Genomic DNA, 12,983 nt, shown 5'->3' with positions numbered 1-12,983 from the left:
ACCGGGTTCCCGCCCTTCTTTTCACCTGCAGTTGCTCTGATCTCTCTGGAATACCGGTCCGTTATGGAACTCTTGTCTCTGGTTTATCGCCAATATCGTTGGCCCTTCATCGCCATTACCCTGCTCAGCCTGCTCAGTGCCGTCAGCGGGATTGGTGTCATTGCCTTTATCAATCAGTCTCTCGTCGAATCCGTCGGCGATCCGCTGCCGGTGCTCGGTCAGCTGATCGGCCTCATTTTATTGCTGCTGGTGATCACGCTCGGCTCTCAGCTGGCGCTGACCACCCTCGGCCATCATTTCGTCTACCGGCTGCGCGGGCGCCTGCTCAAGCAGTTGCTGGATACCGATGTTGCCCGCCTGCGCCAGATTGGCCAGGGGCCGCTGCTGGCCTCCCTTTCCAGCGACATCGGCCAGATCACCATCGCCTTCGTGCGCCTGCCGGAGCTGGTGCAGGGGCTGGTGCTCACCCTGGGGTCGGCCCTCTACCTCGGCTGGCTGTCGCCGGCCCTGCTCGGTGTCACCACGCTCTGGGTCACCTTCACCATGGTGGTGGGCTGGCTGCTGGTGAACCGGGTCTATCGCCATCTCTCCCACATGCGTCAGGCCGAGGATCGGCTTTATCAGAACTATCAGGCCATCATCGCCGGCAGTAAGGAGCTGGCGCTCAACCGCGAGCGGGCCCACTTCGTCTACCACCAGCTTTATCAGCAGAATGCGCAGGAGTACCGCCAGCAGATCATCCGCGCCGACACCTATCACCTGAGCGCGGTGAACTGGTCGAATATCATGATGCTGGGGGCCATCGGCCTGGTCTTCTTCCTGGCCAACGGGCTGGGTTGGGCCGACACCCAGGTGGCCGCCACCTTCGCGCTGACCCTGCTGTTCTTGCGCACCCCCTTGCTGCAGGGCATTGGCGCCCTGCCGACCCTGCTCTCCGCCCAGGTGGCGTTCGACAAGATAGCGGCCCTCAATCTGGCCGCGCCGGATGCCAACTTCCCGCTGCCGTCCGCGCCTCGCGGCTGGCAGCGCATCGAGCTGGAGCAAGTGAGCTTTCACTATCAGGGGGAGGGTGGCTTTGCCGTCGGCCCGATCAACCTCACCATCGAGAAGGGGGAGCAACTCTTCATCATCGGTGGCAACGGCTCCGGCAAGTCGACCCTGGCCATGCTGCTGACCGGCCTCTATCAGCCGGTAGCGGGCCGGATCCTGCTGGATGGGGAGCCGGTCACCGATCGCAACGCCTATCTGGCGCTCTTCTCCGCCATCTTCACCGACTATCACCTGTTCCAGCACCTGTTGGGGCCGGAACCCAAGGATGAGCTGGTGGCCGAGTGGCTGGAGCGGCTGCAGATGGGCAGCAAGCTCACCATCGAAGATGGCTTCATCGCCGATATCGACCTCTCCCAGGGGCAGCGCAAGCGAGTCGCCCTGCTGCTGGCGCTGGCCGAGCAGCGCGAGGTGATGCTGTTTGACGAGTGGGCCGCGGATCAGGATCCCCAGTTCCGCCGCATCTTCTATCAGCTGCTGCTGCCGCGCCTGAAGGAGATGGGCAAGACGGTGATCGCCATCAGCCACGACGATCTCTACTTCTCCCAGGCCGACCGGCTGCTGGAGATGCGCCAGGGCCGGCTCAGCGAGCTGACCGGCGAGCGGCGCGAGCAGGTGAGCCGCGATGCGGTCGCCCATCTGGATTGTGACTTGAATGCAGAGGTGCCGGTTTGAACCCGGCCAACAGGAACCGCTTATGTTTGAGATGAAATCAGCCAGCTTCGCGGTCAATGACCGCACGCTGCTGCACCCCACCGATCTCTGTTTTGAGCAGGGCAAGGTCTATGGCCTCATCGGCCACAACGGTTCGGGCAAATCCACCCTGCTCAAGCTGCTGGCACGTCAGCAGCCGCTCAGTGACGGCGAGATCCGGTTCGATGACAAGCCGCTGCCGGCGTGGGGGGCGCGCGACTTCGCCCGTCAGGTGGCCTATCTGCCCCAGCATCTGCCGAGCGCCGAAAACCTGCTCGGGCGGGAGCTGGTGGAGATGGGCCGCTACCCCTGGCGCGGCCTGCTGGGCCGGATGGGGGGGAGGATCACCGCCAGGTCGAACGGGCCATCGCGCTGACCCATACCGAACGCTTTGCCGACCGGCTGGTGGATACGCTCTCCGGCGGCGAGCGGGGGCGGGTGTGGCTGGCCATGCTGCTGGCCCAGGAGAGCCGTTTCATCCTGCTGGACGAGCCGCTGGCCGCGCTGGACGTGGCCCATCAAGTGGAGGTGCTCACCCTCGTCAAGCAGTTGAGCCGTCAGCTCAAGCTCGGGGTCATCATCGTCATTCACGACATCAACATGGCCTCCCGCTTCTGCGATCGGTTGGTGGCGCTGCACTCCGGCCGCCTGCTGACCCACGGCGAACCCGAACAGATCATGACCGGCGAGACCTTGCACGCCATCTATGGCATCCCGATGGAGGTCATTCGCCACCCGGCCCATGACCATGCCATCGCCATCGTTTAGATAAGGCTTGTTATCTCGATGCTCTTATTCAAGAAAGTTGGCTGGTTCTGCTGCCTCTTGGCTCCGCTCATGTTGCAGGCCGAGCCAGTGATGCCTGCCGCTGCAGACCACCCTCAAGCCGATGCTGTGAAGTCGGTACCCCGCATCGCCACCGTCGACTGGACCATAGCCGAAACCCTGCTGGCACTCGGGGTGACACCGCTGGCGGTGGGGGATGTCGGCTCCTACCGCGCCTGGGTCGGCGAACCGCTGCTGCCGGCCGCCGTGGTGGATATCGGCCAGCGCGCCCAGCCCAACCGCGAGCTGCTGGCCGAGCTCAAACCCGATCGCATCCTCATCTCGCCGCTGGCGGCCCCGCTGGCGCCGACCCTCTCCCGCATCGCGCCGGTGCAATCCATCGCACTCTACGAGCCGGATGCCGATCTGTGGCAGCGACTGCACGAGGCGACCCTGACCATAGCCGCGCTGGTGAACAAGACCGCCGAGGCCGAGCAACTGCTGGCCAGGCTGGACCAGGATCTGGCGCAGATGCGGGCCACATTACCCGAAGATCTGCCGCCCCTGCTGGTGGTGCAGTTCATCGATGAGCGCCATGTGCGGGTATTTGGCCGCCACAGCCTGTTCGCGGCGGTGATGCAGCGGCTCGGCCTGCGCAATGGCTGGCAGGGGGAAACCAATGCCTGGGGCTTTGCCGTGGCCAGCCTGGAGCAGTTGATGGCGCTACCGCAGGCGCGGCTGGTGGTGGTCGATCCGATCCCGGTCGGGGTGAGCGAGCGGCTGCAGGAGCCCGGTCTGTGGCAACAGCTGCCACAGGTGAGGGCGGCGGCCGTGCTGCATCTGCCTGCGGTGTGGAGTTTTGGCGGTGTGCTGGCGGCGCGCCGCTTCGCCGTGCAGCTGAGTACTGCGCTGCAGCAGGATGGGCAAAGCGGGGAGGGGTTGCAATGAACCGGATTTTTCCGTCGCCGCTGCGACTGCCTGTCAGCCTGCTGCTGGGGCTGACGCTGGCGCTCGCCGGTTGGGAGCTTGCCGGTCAGTTGCCGGTGGCGCGTTGGCTGGCGACCCTGTTGTCGCCGGATCTGACCGATGCCAGCCAGGCGGTGGTCCACTTCAGCTGGCTGCCGCGCCTTGCCATCTGCCTGCTGGCCGGCGCCGCCCTCGGGTTGGCCGGCACCCTGATGCAGCAGGTGCTGCGCAACCCGCTGGCCTCGCCCACCACTCTGGGGGTGGCCTCCGGCGCCCAGCTGGCGCTGATGATGGTGACCCTGTTTGCCCCCTCCTGGCTGTTGCTGGGACGGGAGTGGATTGCCATGGCCGGCGGCAGCCTCGCCATGGGGCTGGTGTTTGCCCTGGCCTGGCGTCGCCAGCTCAATCCGGTGGTCATCGTCTTTGCCGGGCTGGTGATCAACCTCTATCTGGCGGCCATCAGCATGGGGCTCTTGCTGTTCTTTCAGGAGGAGCTGAAAGGCTTGCTGGTGTGGGGCAGTGGCTCGCTGGTGCAGAACAGCTGGAGCGGAGTGAGCTACCTGCTGCCTCGTCTGCTGCTGGCTGGCGTGCTGGCCGCGGTGCTGGTGCGCCCGCTGGCGGTGCTGGAGCTGGATGATGCCAGCGCCCGCAGCCTGGGGGTCTCCCTTCAACACCTGCGTTTCGCCGGACTGGGGCTGGCGGTGTTCGTCACCGCCTGCGTGGTGAGCGTGGTGGGGCTGATCGGCTTCATCGGGTTGGCGGCGCCCGCCCTGGTGCGCTTGCTGGGGGTGAGAAAACTGGCCCTGCGGCTGCTGTGGGCCCCGGTACTGGGTGCTTTGCTGCTGGCGGCTACCGATCTGCTGCTGCAATCCCTGAGCCGCAGCGGCTCTGTGCTCATCCCGACTGGTGCCATGACGGCCCTGCTGGGAGCGCCGCTGTTGTTGTGGCTGATCCCGCGCCTGGGTATCAAATCGGGCACGCCGAAGGCGAATGCCGCTCTGCTGGTGGCCCGCCACCCGGCACCGGTCCGCCTTGTCGGCCTGATGTTGATAGGGCTGGTATTGGCGGTGATCGCCTCCCTGCTGTTTGGACAGGGGATGGACGGCTGGCACTGGCCGAGCTGGCTGCGCTGGCAGGCCCAGCTGGAGTGGCGGCTGCCGCGCACCCTGGCGGCCGGTGCGGCGGGCGTGCTGCTGGCATTGGCGGGCACCCTGCTGCAACGGGTCAGCAGCAACCCCATGGCGAGCCCCGAGCTGCTGGGGGTGAGTGGTGGCACCTTCATGGGGGTGATTGCCACGGCGCTGCTGCTGCCTGCCCTGCCGCTGCCCATGATGCTGGCCGGCGGCCTGCTCGGTGCCTTCGGTTGTCTGCTGCTGTTGCTGCTGGTCAATCGCAGCCACGGCTTCCAGCCGGAGCGGCTGCTGCTCTCCGGCATCGCCATCACGGCGTTGTTCGAGCCGCTGCAGGCCATCGCACTGGCCAACGGTGACCTGCGGGTGCAGCAACTGCTCTCCTGGATGTCCGGTTCTACCTATTACGTCACCCTGCCGATTGCCGGCGGGCTGGTCGTGCTGGCGCTGACGCTGCTGGCAGCCTGCCTGCTGCTCAGTCGCTGGCTCGATCTGCTGCCGATGGGGCCGGCGGTGGCCGCCGCGCTCGGCATTCGGCTCAACCGGGCCCAGCTCGCCATCCTGCTGCTGGTGGCCGTGCTCACCGCCAGCGCGACCTTGGTGGTGGGGCCGCTCTCCTTCGTCGGTCTGCTGGCGCCGCATATGGCCAAGCTGATGGGGCTGGTGCGGGCACGCTGGCATCTGCTCGGTGCCGCCGTCTCCGGCGCCCTGCTGATGGTGTCGGCGGACTGGATCGGCCAGCAGATCCTGTTCCCGCAGGAGGTACCGGTGGGGCTGGTCTCCACCTTGTTAGGGGGCGCTTACTTCATGTGGTGCCTGCGCCGCCTCTAGGGCGGTGGATGAAAAACGCGCAATAAAAAGCCCGGGGTGAACCCGGGCTTTTTATTGTCTGCCGTGCGGCGTTATTTGCCGATGCAGAAGCTGGAGAAGATGCGACCCAGCAGATCGTCGGAGCTGAACTCACCGGTGATCTCGGAGAGGGACTCCTGTGCCAGGCGCAGCTCTTCGGCCACCAGCTCGCCGGCCACGAACACCTCCAGCTGCTCCTTGGCCACCAGCAGCCGCTCGGCGGCGCGCTCCAGCGCATCCAGATGGCGGCGGCGGGCCATGAAGCCCCCCTCGGTGTTGCCCTGGAAGCCCATGCAGGCCTTCAGGTGCTCGCGCAGGGCGGGCAGCCCCAACTCGGTCTTGGCGGAGATGCGGTAGACGGCGTGGCCCTGCTCCTGACTCGGAGCCAGATCTTCACCGGTCAGGTCGGCCTTGTTGCGCACCACGGTGAGGCCAATCTTTTTTGGCAACCGATCAACAAATTCCGGCCAGATCTCCCGCGGGTCGACCGCATCCGTGGTGGTGCCATCCACCATGAACAGCACCCGGTCGGCCTGTTCGATCTCGGCCCAGGCACGCTCGATGCCGATCTGCTCCACCTTGTCCTGGGTGTCGCGCAGGCCGGCGGTGTCGATGATGTGCAGCGGCATGCCATCCAGATGAATGTGCTCGCGCAGCACGTCGCGGGTGGTGCCGGCGATCTCGGTGACGATGGCGGACTCGCGGCCGGCCAGGGCGTTGAGCAGGCTCGATTTGCCGGCGTTGGGACGACCGGCGATCACCACCTTCATCCCTTCCCGCAGCAGGGCGCCCTGCTTGGCTTCGCCACGAACCGCATCCAGTTCGTCCATGATGGCGTAGAGATCGCCCGCTACCTTGCCGTCGGAGAGAAAATCGATCTCCTCGTCCGGGAAGTCGATGGCGGCTTCCACATAGATACGCAACCGGGTGAGACTCTCCACCAGCTGCTGGATCTTGCCGGAGAACTGCCCCTGCAGGGAGTGCATGGCACTGCGGGCCGCTTGCTCGCTGGACGCCTCGATAAGGTCGGCGATGGCCTCGGCCTGGGCTAGATCCAGCTTGTCGTTCATGAAGGCGCGTTCGCTGAATTCGCCGGGGCGGGCAGGGCGCAGCCCTTTTATCTGCAGGATGCGGCGCACCAGCATGTCCATGATCACCGGGCCGCCATGGCCCTGCAGTTCCAGCACATCTTCGCCGGTGAAGCTGTTGGGGGCCTTGAACAGCAGGGCGATGCCCTGATCCAGCGGCTGGCCTTGCTCATCCCTGAACGGCAAATATTCGGCATAACGCACCCGGGGGAGCTTGCCGAGCACTATCTCGGCGACCTGTTCGGCGGCGGGACCGGAGACGCGGACTATGCCGACGCCACCCCGGCCGGGGGCGGTGGCCTGGGCCACGATGGTATCTGTAGTCATCTTGCTTGGCTCATGTGTTCGCTGATGGTTCACAGCAGTGGGGTCATTGTAATAAAAAAGGCGGCCCGAAGGCCGCCTCTTTTGTCATCCATCTTGCCATCGGGAGCGATTAGCTGCGGGTATGCAGGCCTTTCTTCTCCAGCTGACGGTAGATGATGGTCTGCTGGGTAATGGAGATGACGTTGCTCACCAGCCAGTACAGGGTCAGACCTGCCGGGAACCAGAGGAACATGAAAGTGAAGATGATCGGCATGAACTGCATCACTTTCTGCTGCATCGGGTCGGTGATGGTGGTCGGGCTCATCTTCTGCAGGTACCACATGGACGCACCCATGAGGATCGGCAGCACGAAGAAGGGGTCCTTCACCGACAGGTCGGTGATCCACAGGGCGAACGGCGCGTGGCGCAGCTCAACGGACTCCATCAGTGCCCAGTAGAGGGCGATGAAGATCGGCATCTGCACCAGGATCGGCAGACAGCCACCCAGCGGGTTGACCTTCTCCTTCTTGTACAGCTCCATCATGCCCTGAGACATCTTCTGGCGATCGTCGCCGAAGCGCTCACGCAGTGCGGCCAGCTTGGGCTGCAGCATGCGCATCTTGGCCATGGAGGTGTATTGGGCCTTGGTCAGCGGGAACATGATGCCGCGTACCAGCAGGGTCAGCATGATGATGGCCACACCCCAGTTCTGGACGAAACCGTGGAACACGGTCAGCAGCCAGTGCAGCGGTTGGGCGATGAACCAGAGCCAGCCGTAGTCGACGGTCAGGTCGAGGTGGTTTGCCACCTTGGCCATCTGGTCTTGCAGCTTGGGACCAACCCACAGCTTGCTGGTCACTTCGGCTTGCTGGCCGGCAGCCACGTCAACCAGCGGCGCCTTGTAGCCGATGATGGCCTGGTCTTTGCCAGGGATCACGCGGCTGTAGAAGCTGTTGGTATCGTCGGCATTCGGTGCCCAGGCAGAGACGAAGTAGTGTTGCAGCATGGCGACCCAACCACCCTTGGTGGTCTTGTTCAGGTCGGCATCCTTCATCTCGTCGAAGGTGTACTTCTTGTAGCGGGTATCTTCGCTGGAGAAGGCACCACCACGGTAGGCACTGGCCACCATGGCATGACCCTGCTGGTCTTTCGGGGTAGTCACGGTCTGCTTCAGCTGACCGTAGAACTGCACCTGGACCGGCTCGGCGGACTTGTTGTCGATCTTGTAATCGACGCCAACGGCGTAGTCACCACGCTTGAGGACGAACTCCTTGGTGAAGACCACGCCCTTGCTGTCGGTCCAGGTCATCGGTACGACGACTTGATCCTGACCATCGGCCAGCTGGTAGCTGGTCTGGGCGGCTTCGTAGGTGGGACGACCCTGGGCCTGGCTGTCAGGACCATTGCGACCAACCAGACCGCTCTGGGCAACATAGAGGTGCTCAGGTTGGCTGGTCAGCAGTACGAACGGTTGATCCTTGCCTTCTTCCAGCTTGTGGGCCAGCAGATCGGCAGAGACGATATCACCACCCTGGGTATCCAGGGTCAGCTTGAGCACGTCGGAGGAGACGGTGATCAGCTTGCGTGCGGTGTTCGCATTGGCTTGCTCGGAAACCTGAGGAATATCACCGGTCTGACCGGCTTCAGGTACGAAATGTTCGGTTTGGGCCACGGTAGTCGGGGCCGGCTTCGGAGCCTTGTCGGACTCCCACTGTTGCCAGAGCAAAAAGCTCACGAACAGCAAACCGATCAGGATGAGATTGCGTTGTGATTCCATAGTCTTCAGTTTCTTCGCTTTGGTTGCGGAACCGGGTCATAACCACCCTCGGATAAGGGATGGCATTTTAATAGACGTTTGCTGGCTAACCAAACGCCTTTTATGAAACCGTGAAGTCGGATTGCTTCTATCGCAAATTGGGAACAAGTCGGAGTGAAACGGCAGCGCGGCCCGAGCAGCGGGCTAATGATTAGCTGATACAGGCGTATCAGTTTGACAGCTACCCATTGCAACGGCGTGACAGAGTGCGCCATAGCTTTTCCAGTAACTTGAACAGTTCCTCGTTATCCATCTCTTTCACACCGGCCTTGGCGATCACGACGATGTCGATAGCGGGCAGATTGGCCTGATTGAGGCGGAAACTTTCCCGAACCACCCGTTTTACACGGTTGCGCCAGACGGCACGCTTGAGTGCTTTTTTGGGCACGGCGAGACCAAGGCGAGGATGTTCGAGGGTATTGGGACAGGCGAGAAGCGTAATTTGCGGAGAAGCGGCCCGGACAGGCTCGGCGAAAACGCGTTTGAAGTGTTCGGGAGTTAACAGACGTAACTCCCGAGAAAAGGCGTGCTGGGTAGGCATTAGACTACCAGGCGGGCACGACCCTTGGCACGACGAGCGGCCAGAACTTTACGACCGTTGGCAGTTGCCATGCGGGCGCGGAAACCGTGAGAGCGCTTGCGCTTCAGGTTGGACGGTTGAAAAGTACGTTTCATGATTCGATTCCGTATTTCTGTACAGTTTTGATTGTCACACTTAGCCGACGCGCCAGCTATAGCGTGTGACGACTAGCAAAAGAGGCCGAATTCTAAACAGAGTTCGGCTTTTAGTCAATCCGCCGTTCCCTCTCTTCCTGCCCTGACCTTGCAAAGGCCCGAACCGGCAGTGAGGATCCAGAGGATCGAGGGCTCCGGATTATACTGGCAACCCGGTGTTTAACAAGGATCCTCCAATAAAAAGGCTCAGTCCCAGTTATGTGTTGAAAGGCTAACCTTGAAGTAGGTCATCACCTTGAGGGCCACCATCATGGATACCCAAGCCTTTCAACATCTACTGTCCCTCTTCCCATTGCTCACTTTGCGTCAGCGTCGTCTCGCGCAACAGGAACTCACCACCCCTCACCCCATCACCTCGTTGGCCACTCAACTGCCTGCATGCCAATGCTGCCCTCACTGCCAGGCCGCGGCCACACTGCTGGCTCCCTGGGGCTGGTCTCGAGGGCTGCGCCGTTATCGCTGCAAGCAGTGTTTGCGCACCAGTTCCGTTCTCACCAACACGCCTCTCGCTCGACTTCGCAAGCCACAATGCTGGGAAGACTATGCACAGGCCCTCATCGACGGTCTGACCGTCCGGCAGGCGGCGCTCCGCTGTGGGGTCGGTAAAAACACCGCCTTTTTGTGGCGTCACCGCTTCCTGAAGGCCATGGCTAGCCACCAGGCGGTACGGGAAGAGGGTATCGTCGAGGTCGATGAGACCTTCTTCCTAGAGTCGTTCAAAGGACAGCGCGGATTGTCCCGCCCGGCCCGCCATCGTGGAGGTAAAGGCCGTACCCGAGGCACAGGACCGGATTACATCCCGGTGATGGTGGTGCAAGACAGAGCAGGCCACCTGGCTGACTTCCAGTTGGAACAGTTGAATGTCAGGGCGGTGAAGGCAGTGCTTCGGCCACTTATCGCCCCGGATGCCGTCCTGTGCAGCGATGGTGCCGGGGTGTATGCCAGTTTCAGCGAGAGGCAAGGGATAACACACCAAGTGGTGCGCAATCGAGCGGGAGAGCGGGTGGTGGGTGCATATCACATCCAACATGTGAACGGGTACCACAGGCGATTGAAGGAGTGGATGGAACGGTTCCATGGGGTCGCGACCCACTATCTGAGGAATTATCTGGGTTGGCGAAGGATGTTGGAACGCTATGGGCAGGAAGTGAATATCTCACGTTGCTTGCATGAGGCGCTGGGGCGCCCCATGCAACACGTAATTGGGACATAGCCAATAAAAAAGGCGGCAATGCCGCCAAAGAGAGAGCTATTTAAGCACTTTGCGCAGGAACTCCCGGGTGCGGGGATCCTGCGGATCGACCAATATCTGATCCGGCGGGCCCTGTTCCACGATCCGGCCCCCCTCCATGAAGATCACCCGATCGGCAACATCTCGAGCAAATTCAATCTCATGGGTTACCACCACCATAGTCTGGTGCTGGCGGGCCAACTCCTTCATCAGGCCCAGTACTTCGTCGACCCACTCGGGGTCGAGCGCCGACGTGGGCTCGTCAAACAGGATCACCTTGGAGTGCGCGGCCATGGCCCGGCCGATGCCGACCCGCTGCTGCTGACCGCCCGACAGGGAGGCCGGATAGGCGTCCTGCTTGTCGGCAAGGCCTATGTCCTTGAGGATGCCGAGGGCGGTGGCACGGGCCTCTGCCTTCGGCTGTTTCCAGACGGTGATCAGCCCTTCGGCGATGTTGTCCAGCGCCGTCTTGTTGGCGAACAGGGCGTAGTTCTGGAACACGAAGGAGGCCCGCTTGCGCAGTTCGATGGCCTGCTGCTCGCTGGCCCTGGCCAGGTTGAGCTGAAGATCGTCGATGGCGAGATTGCCGGCATCCGGGGTCTCCAGCAGGTTGAGGCAGCGCAGCAGGGTCGATTTGCCGGTGCCGGAGGGGCCGATGATGACCACAATCTCCCCCTTTTTCACCTCCAGATCGATGCTGTTGAGCACCTGATTGCCGTCATATGCCTTGGACAGGCCGGTTAACTTGATCATGATGGCCCTCCTTTAATAGGCACGGTTGAGACGGACTTCCAGCAGATGCTGCAAGCGGGTAAAGAAGATCACCACCACCCAGTAGACCAGCGCCACCGCCATGAAGCTCTCGAAGAACTTGAAGGAGGAGGAGGCTTCCATCTGCGCCTTGCCCATGATCTCGGCCACCCCCAGGGTAAAGGCCAGCGAGGTGCTCTTGATCATGTCGATGAAGTAGTTCATCAGCGACGGGGTAGCGATGCGGGCCGCCTGCGGCAATATGATCCGCTGCATCGCCTGGTAGCGGCTCATGCCGATACTGAGGGCTGCTTCCATCTGGCTCTTGTGGATGCCGATGATGGAGGCGCGGATCGATTCGGCCATGTAGGCGGCGAAGTGCAGGGTCAGGCCGACGATGGCGGCGGTAAAGGCATCCATCCCCACGAAGATGGGGAACAGCTGCGGCAGCCCGTAATAGAGCAGGAACAGCTGGACGAGTAGCGGTGTACCCCGAAAAAACGAGATATAGAGCATCGCCAGCCAGTGGATCACGGGAACGCGAAACACCCGTACTATCGCCAGGGCCAGCGACAGTACGAGTGCCAGGACGAATCCCCACAGGGCCATCTCCATCGTGGTGCCCAGATATTTGAGCAGGATGGGAAACAGCCCCAGCGTGTATTCGAGGTCAAATTCCATCATTTATTTGTCGGTGATGTCGGAAGCGAACCATTTTTCAGAGATCTGACGCAGGGAACCATCCTTGCGCATGGCGGTGAGGGCATCATCGACCTTCTTCAGCAGCGCCTGCTTTTCAGGAGTCTTCAGGAAGGGCAGGGCGTTCTCGATGGTTTCGAACGGTGCGCCGGTCTGCTGCAGCGGCAGCTTGGACTCTTTGATCAGCTGGGCGGTGGAGACGCGGTCCATCACGAAGGCATCGATCCGGCCCAGGGCAACATCCTGCTCGAAGGCGGAGTCATAGGTACGGATGTCGATCTTCTTGTTAGGGTCGTTCTTGCGCAGCAGCTCTTCGAAGTTGGAGCCCAGGTTCACCGCCACCTTCTTGCCTTCCAGATCCTTGATGCCGTGAATGGTGCTGTTGCCCTTGCGGACCACGATCTGGGCGCCGTCATAGACGTAGGGCTGGGAGAAGGCGTACTTGGCCTTGCGCTCGTCGGTGATGGTGATCTGGTTGGAGATGGTATCGACGCGGCCGGTTTCCAGCATGCCAAAAAGGCCGGAGAAGCTGGCGGTCACGAATTCGACCTTGTAGCCGGTGCGCTCACCGATCTGGTTCCACATATCCACCTCGAAGCCCTGCAGCTTGTCCTGCTTGACGAAGGTGAACGGGAAGTACTTGCCGGACATGCCGACCTTGATGGTTTCCTGGGCGATGGCTTGACCGGACAGGGCGGCCAGCAGAATGGCGGCGCCGGAGACCAGCTTGATGGATGACGTCATGGGGATTCCTCTCTCTCTCTGTTGTTCTGTATTTTTAGTTGTAAACACTGGATTTGCGCTGATGTTATTGGAATAAAAGCTAAAGAATAAATGATATTTGGTTATATAAAATAACCGCTTCAGGTCTGGATCTTTGGTGCCCCTGTTGATGGATCTGGCTGTGG

Annotated in this window: 12 protein-coding genes and 1 pseudogene; 5 read left to right on the top strand and 8 right to left on the bottom strand. The window is 62.0% G+C overall.

Annotation, left to right across the window (positions count from 1 at the left end; translation table 11 throughout):
- Positions 1–63: 63 nt before the first annotated feature.
- The 4 genes and pseudogenes from E5E96_RS07360 (at position 64) to fhuB (ending at position 5,432) form a co-directional block, all read left to right on the top strand.
- A complete protein-coding gene (locus tag E5E96_RS07360; protein WP_171281845.1) occupies positions 64–1,722 on the top strand; it encodes a multidrug ABC transporter permease/ATP-binding protein in 1,659 nt (552 codons plus the stop codon).
- 22 nt (positions 1,723–1,744) lie between these two features.
- Positions 1,745–2,508 (top strand): annotated as a pseudogene (locus tag E5E96_RS07355) (ATP-binding cassette domain-containing protein).
- Positions 2,509–2,526: 18 nt separating this feature from the next.
- Positions 2,527–3,453, top strand: a complete 927-nt coding sequence (locus E5E96_RS07350) for an ABC transporter substrate-binding protein (RefSeq protein WP_171281844.1) — start codon at positions 2,527–2,529, stop codon at positions 3,451–3,453.
- Positions 3,450–5,432: a Fe(3+)-hydroxamate ABC transporter permease FhuB gene (gene fhuB / locus E5E96_RS07345; RefSeq protein WP_171281843.1), complete on the top strand. Its 1,983-nt coding sequence runs from the start codon at positions 3,450–3,452 to the stop codon at positions 5,430–5,432. The genes E5E96_RS07350 and fhuB overlap by 4 nt, the downstream gene beginning before the upstream one ends.
- A gap of 71 nt (positions 5,433–5,503) precedes the next feature.
- Here fhuB and mnmE read toward each other — a convergent pair whose 3' ends face one another.
- The 5 genes from mnmE to rpmH all read right to left on the bottom strand — a co-directional run bounded on the left by mnmE (position 5,504) and on the right by rpmH (position 9,335).
- On the bottom strand, positions 5,504–6,865 hold the full coding sequence (mnmE, locus tag E5E96_RS07340; protein ID WP_065017160.1) for a tRNA uridine-5-carboxymethylaminomethyl(34) synthesis GTPase MnmE: 1,362 nt from the start codon (positions 6,863–6,865) through the stop codon (positions 5,504–5,506).
- Between the two features lie 109 nt (positions 6,866–6,974).
- A complete protein-coding gene (gene yidC, locus E5E96_RS07335) occupies positions 6,975–8,621 on the bottom strand; it encodes a membrane protein insertase YidC (protein ID WP_011707925.1) in 1,647 nt (548 codons plus the stop codon).
- Positions 8,622–8,626: 5 nt separating this feature from the next.
- Entirely contained in the window at positions 8,627–8,875 is a 249-nt protein-coding gene (gene yidD / locus E5E96_RS07330; RefSeq protein WP_010635605.1) for a membrane protein insertion efficiency factor YidD, read from the bottom strand.
- Positions 8,842–9,201: a ribonuclease P protein component gene (gene rnpA / locus E5E96_RS07325; protein ID WP_016352406.1), complete on the bottom strand. Its 360-nt coding sequence runs from the start codon at positions 9,199–9,201 to the stop codon at positions 8,842–8,844. The genes yidD and rnpA overlap by 34 nt, the downstream gene beginning before the upstream one ends.
- Entirely contained in the window at positions 9,201–9,335 is a 135-nt protein-coding gene (gene rpmH / locus E5E96_RS07320; RefSeq protein WP_005307156.1) for a 50S ribosomal protein L34, read from the bottom strand. The genes rnpA and rpmH overlap by 1 nt, the downstream gene beginning before the upstream one ends.
- A 310-nt stretch (positions 9,336–9,645) precedes the next feature.
- On the opposite strand from rpmH, the gene E5E96_RS07315 reads away from it, so the two are divergent.
- Positions 9,646–10,608 (top strand): IS1595 family transposase, encoded by a 963-nt coding sequence (locus E5E96_RS07315; RefSeq protein WP_118880797.1) that lies wholly within the window; start codon positions 9,646–9,648, stop codon positions 10,606–10,608.
- A gap of 36 nt (positions 10,609–10,644) precedes the next feature.
- On the opposite strand, the gene E5E96_RS07310 is transcribed toward E5E96_RS07315, so the two are convergent.
- From E5E96_RS07310 to E5E96_RS07300, 3 genes are read right to left on the bottom strand one after another with little or no spacing between them, the layout of a single operon-like run.
- Positions 10,645–11,379, bottom strand: coding sequence for an amino acid ABC transporter ATP-binding protein (locus E5E96_RS07310; protein WP_017410488.1), 735 nt, complete (start codon positions 11,377–11,379; stop codon positions 10,645–10,647).
- A gap of 12 nt (positions 11,380–11,391) precedes the next feature.
- Positions 11,392–12,060, bottom strand: a complete 669-nt coding sequence (locus E5E96_RS07305; protein ID WP_011707929.1) for an amino acid ABC transporter permease — start codon at positions 12,058–12,060, stop codon at positions 11,392–11,394.
- Positions 12,061–12,819: an amino acid ABC transporter substrate-binding protein gene (locus tag E5E96_RS07300; RefSeq protein ID WP_171281842.1), complete on the bottom strand. Its 759-nt coding sequence runs from the start codon at positions 12,817–12,819 to the stop codon at positions 12,061–12,063.
- Between the last annotated feature and the right edge of the window lie 164 nt (positions 12,820–12,983).

Source organism: Aeromonas sp. 1805 (genome assembly GCF_013085525.1).
GTDB lineage: Bacteria > Pseudomonadota > Gammaproteobacteria > Enterobacterales > Aeromonadaceae > Aeromonas > Aeromonas hydrophila.
This window is presented reverse-complemented; position numbering and strand designations above follow the sequence as displayed.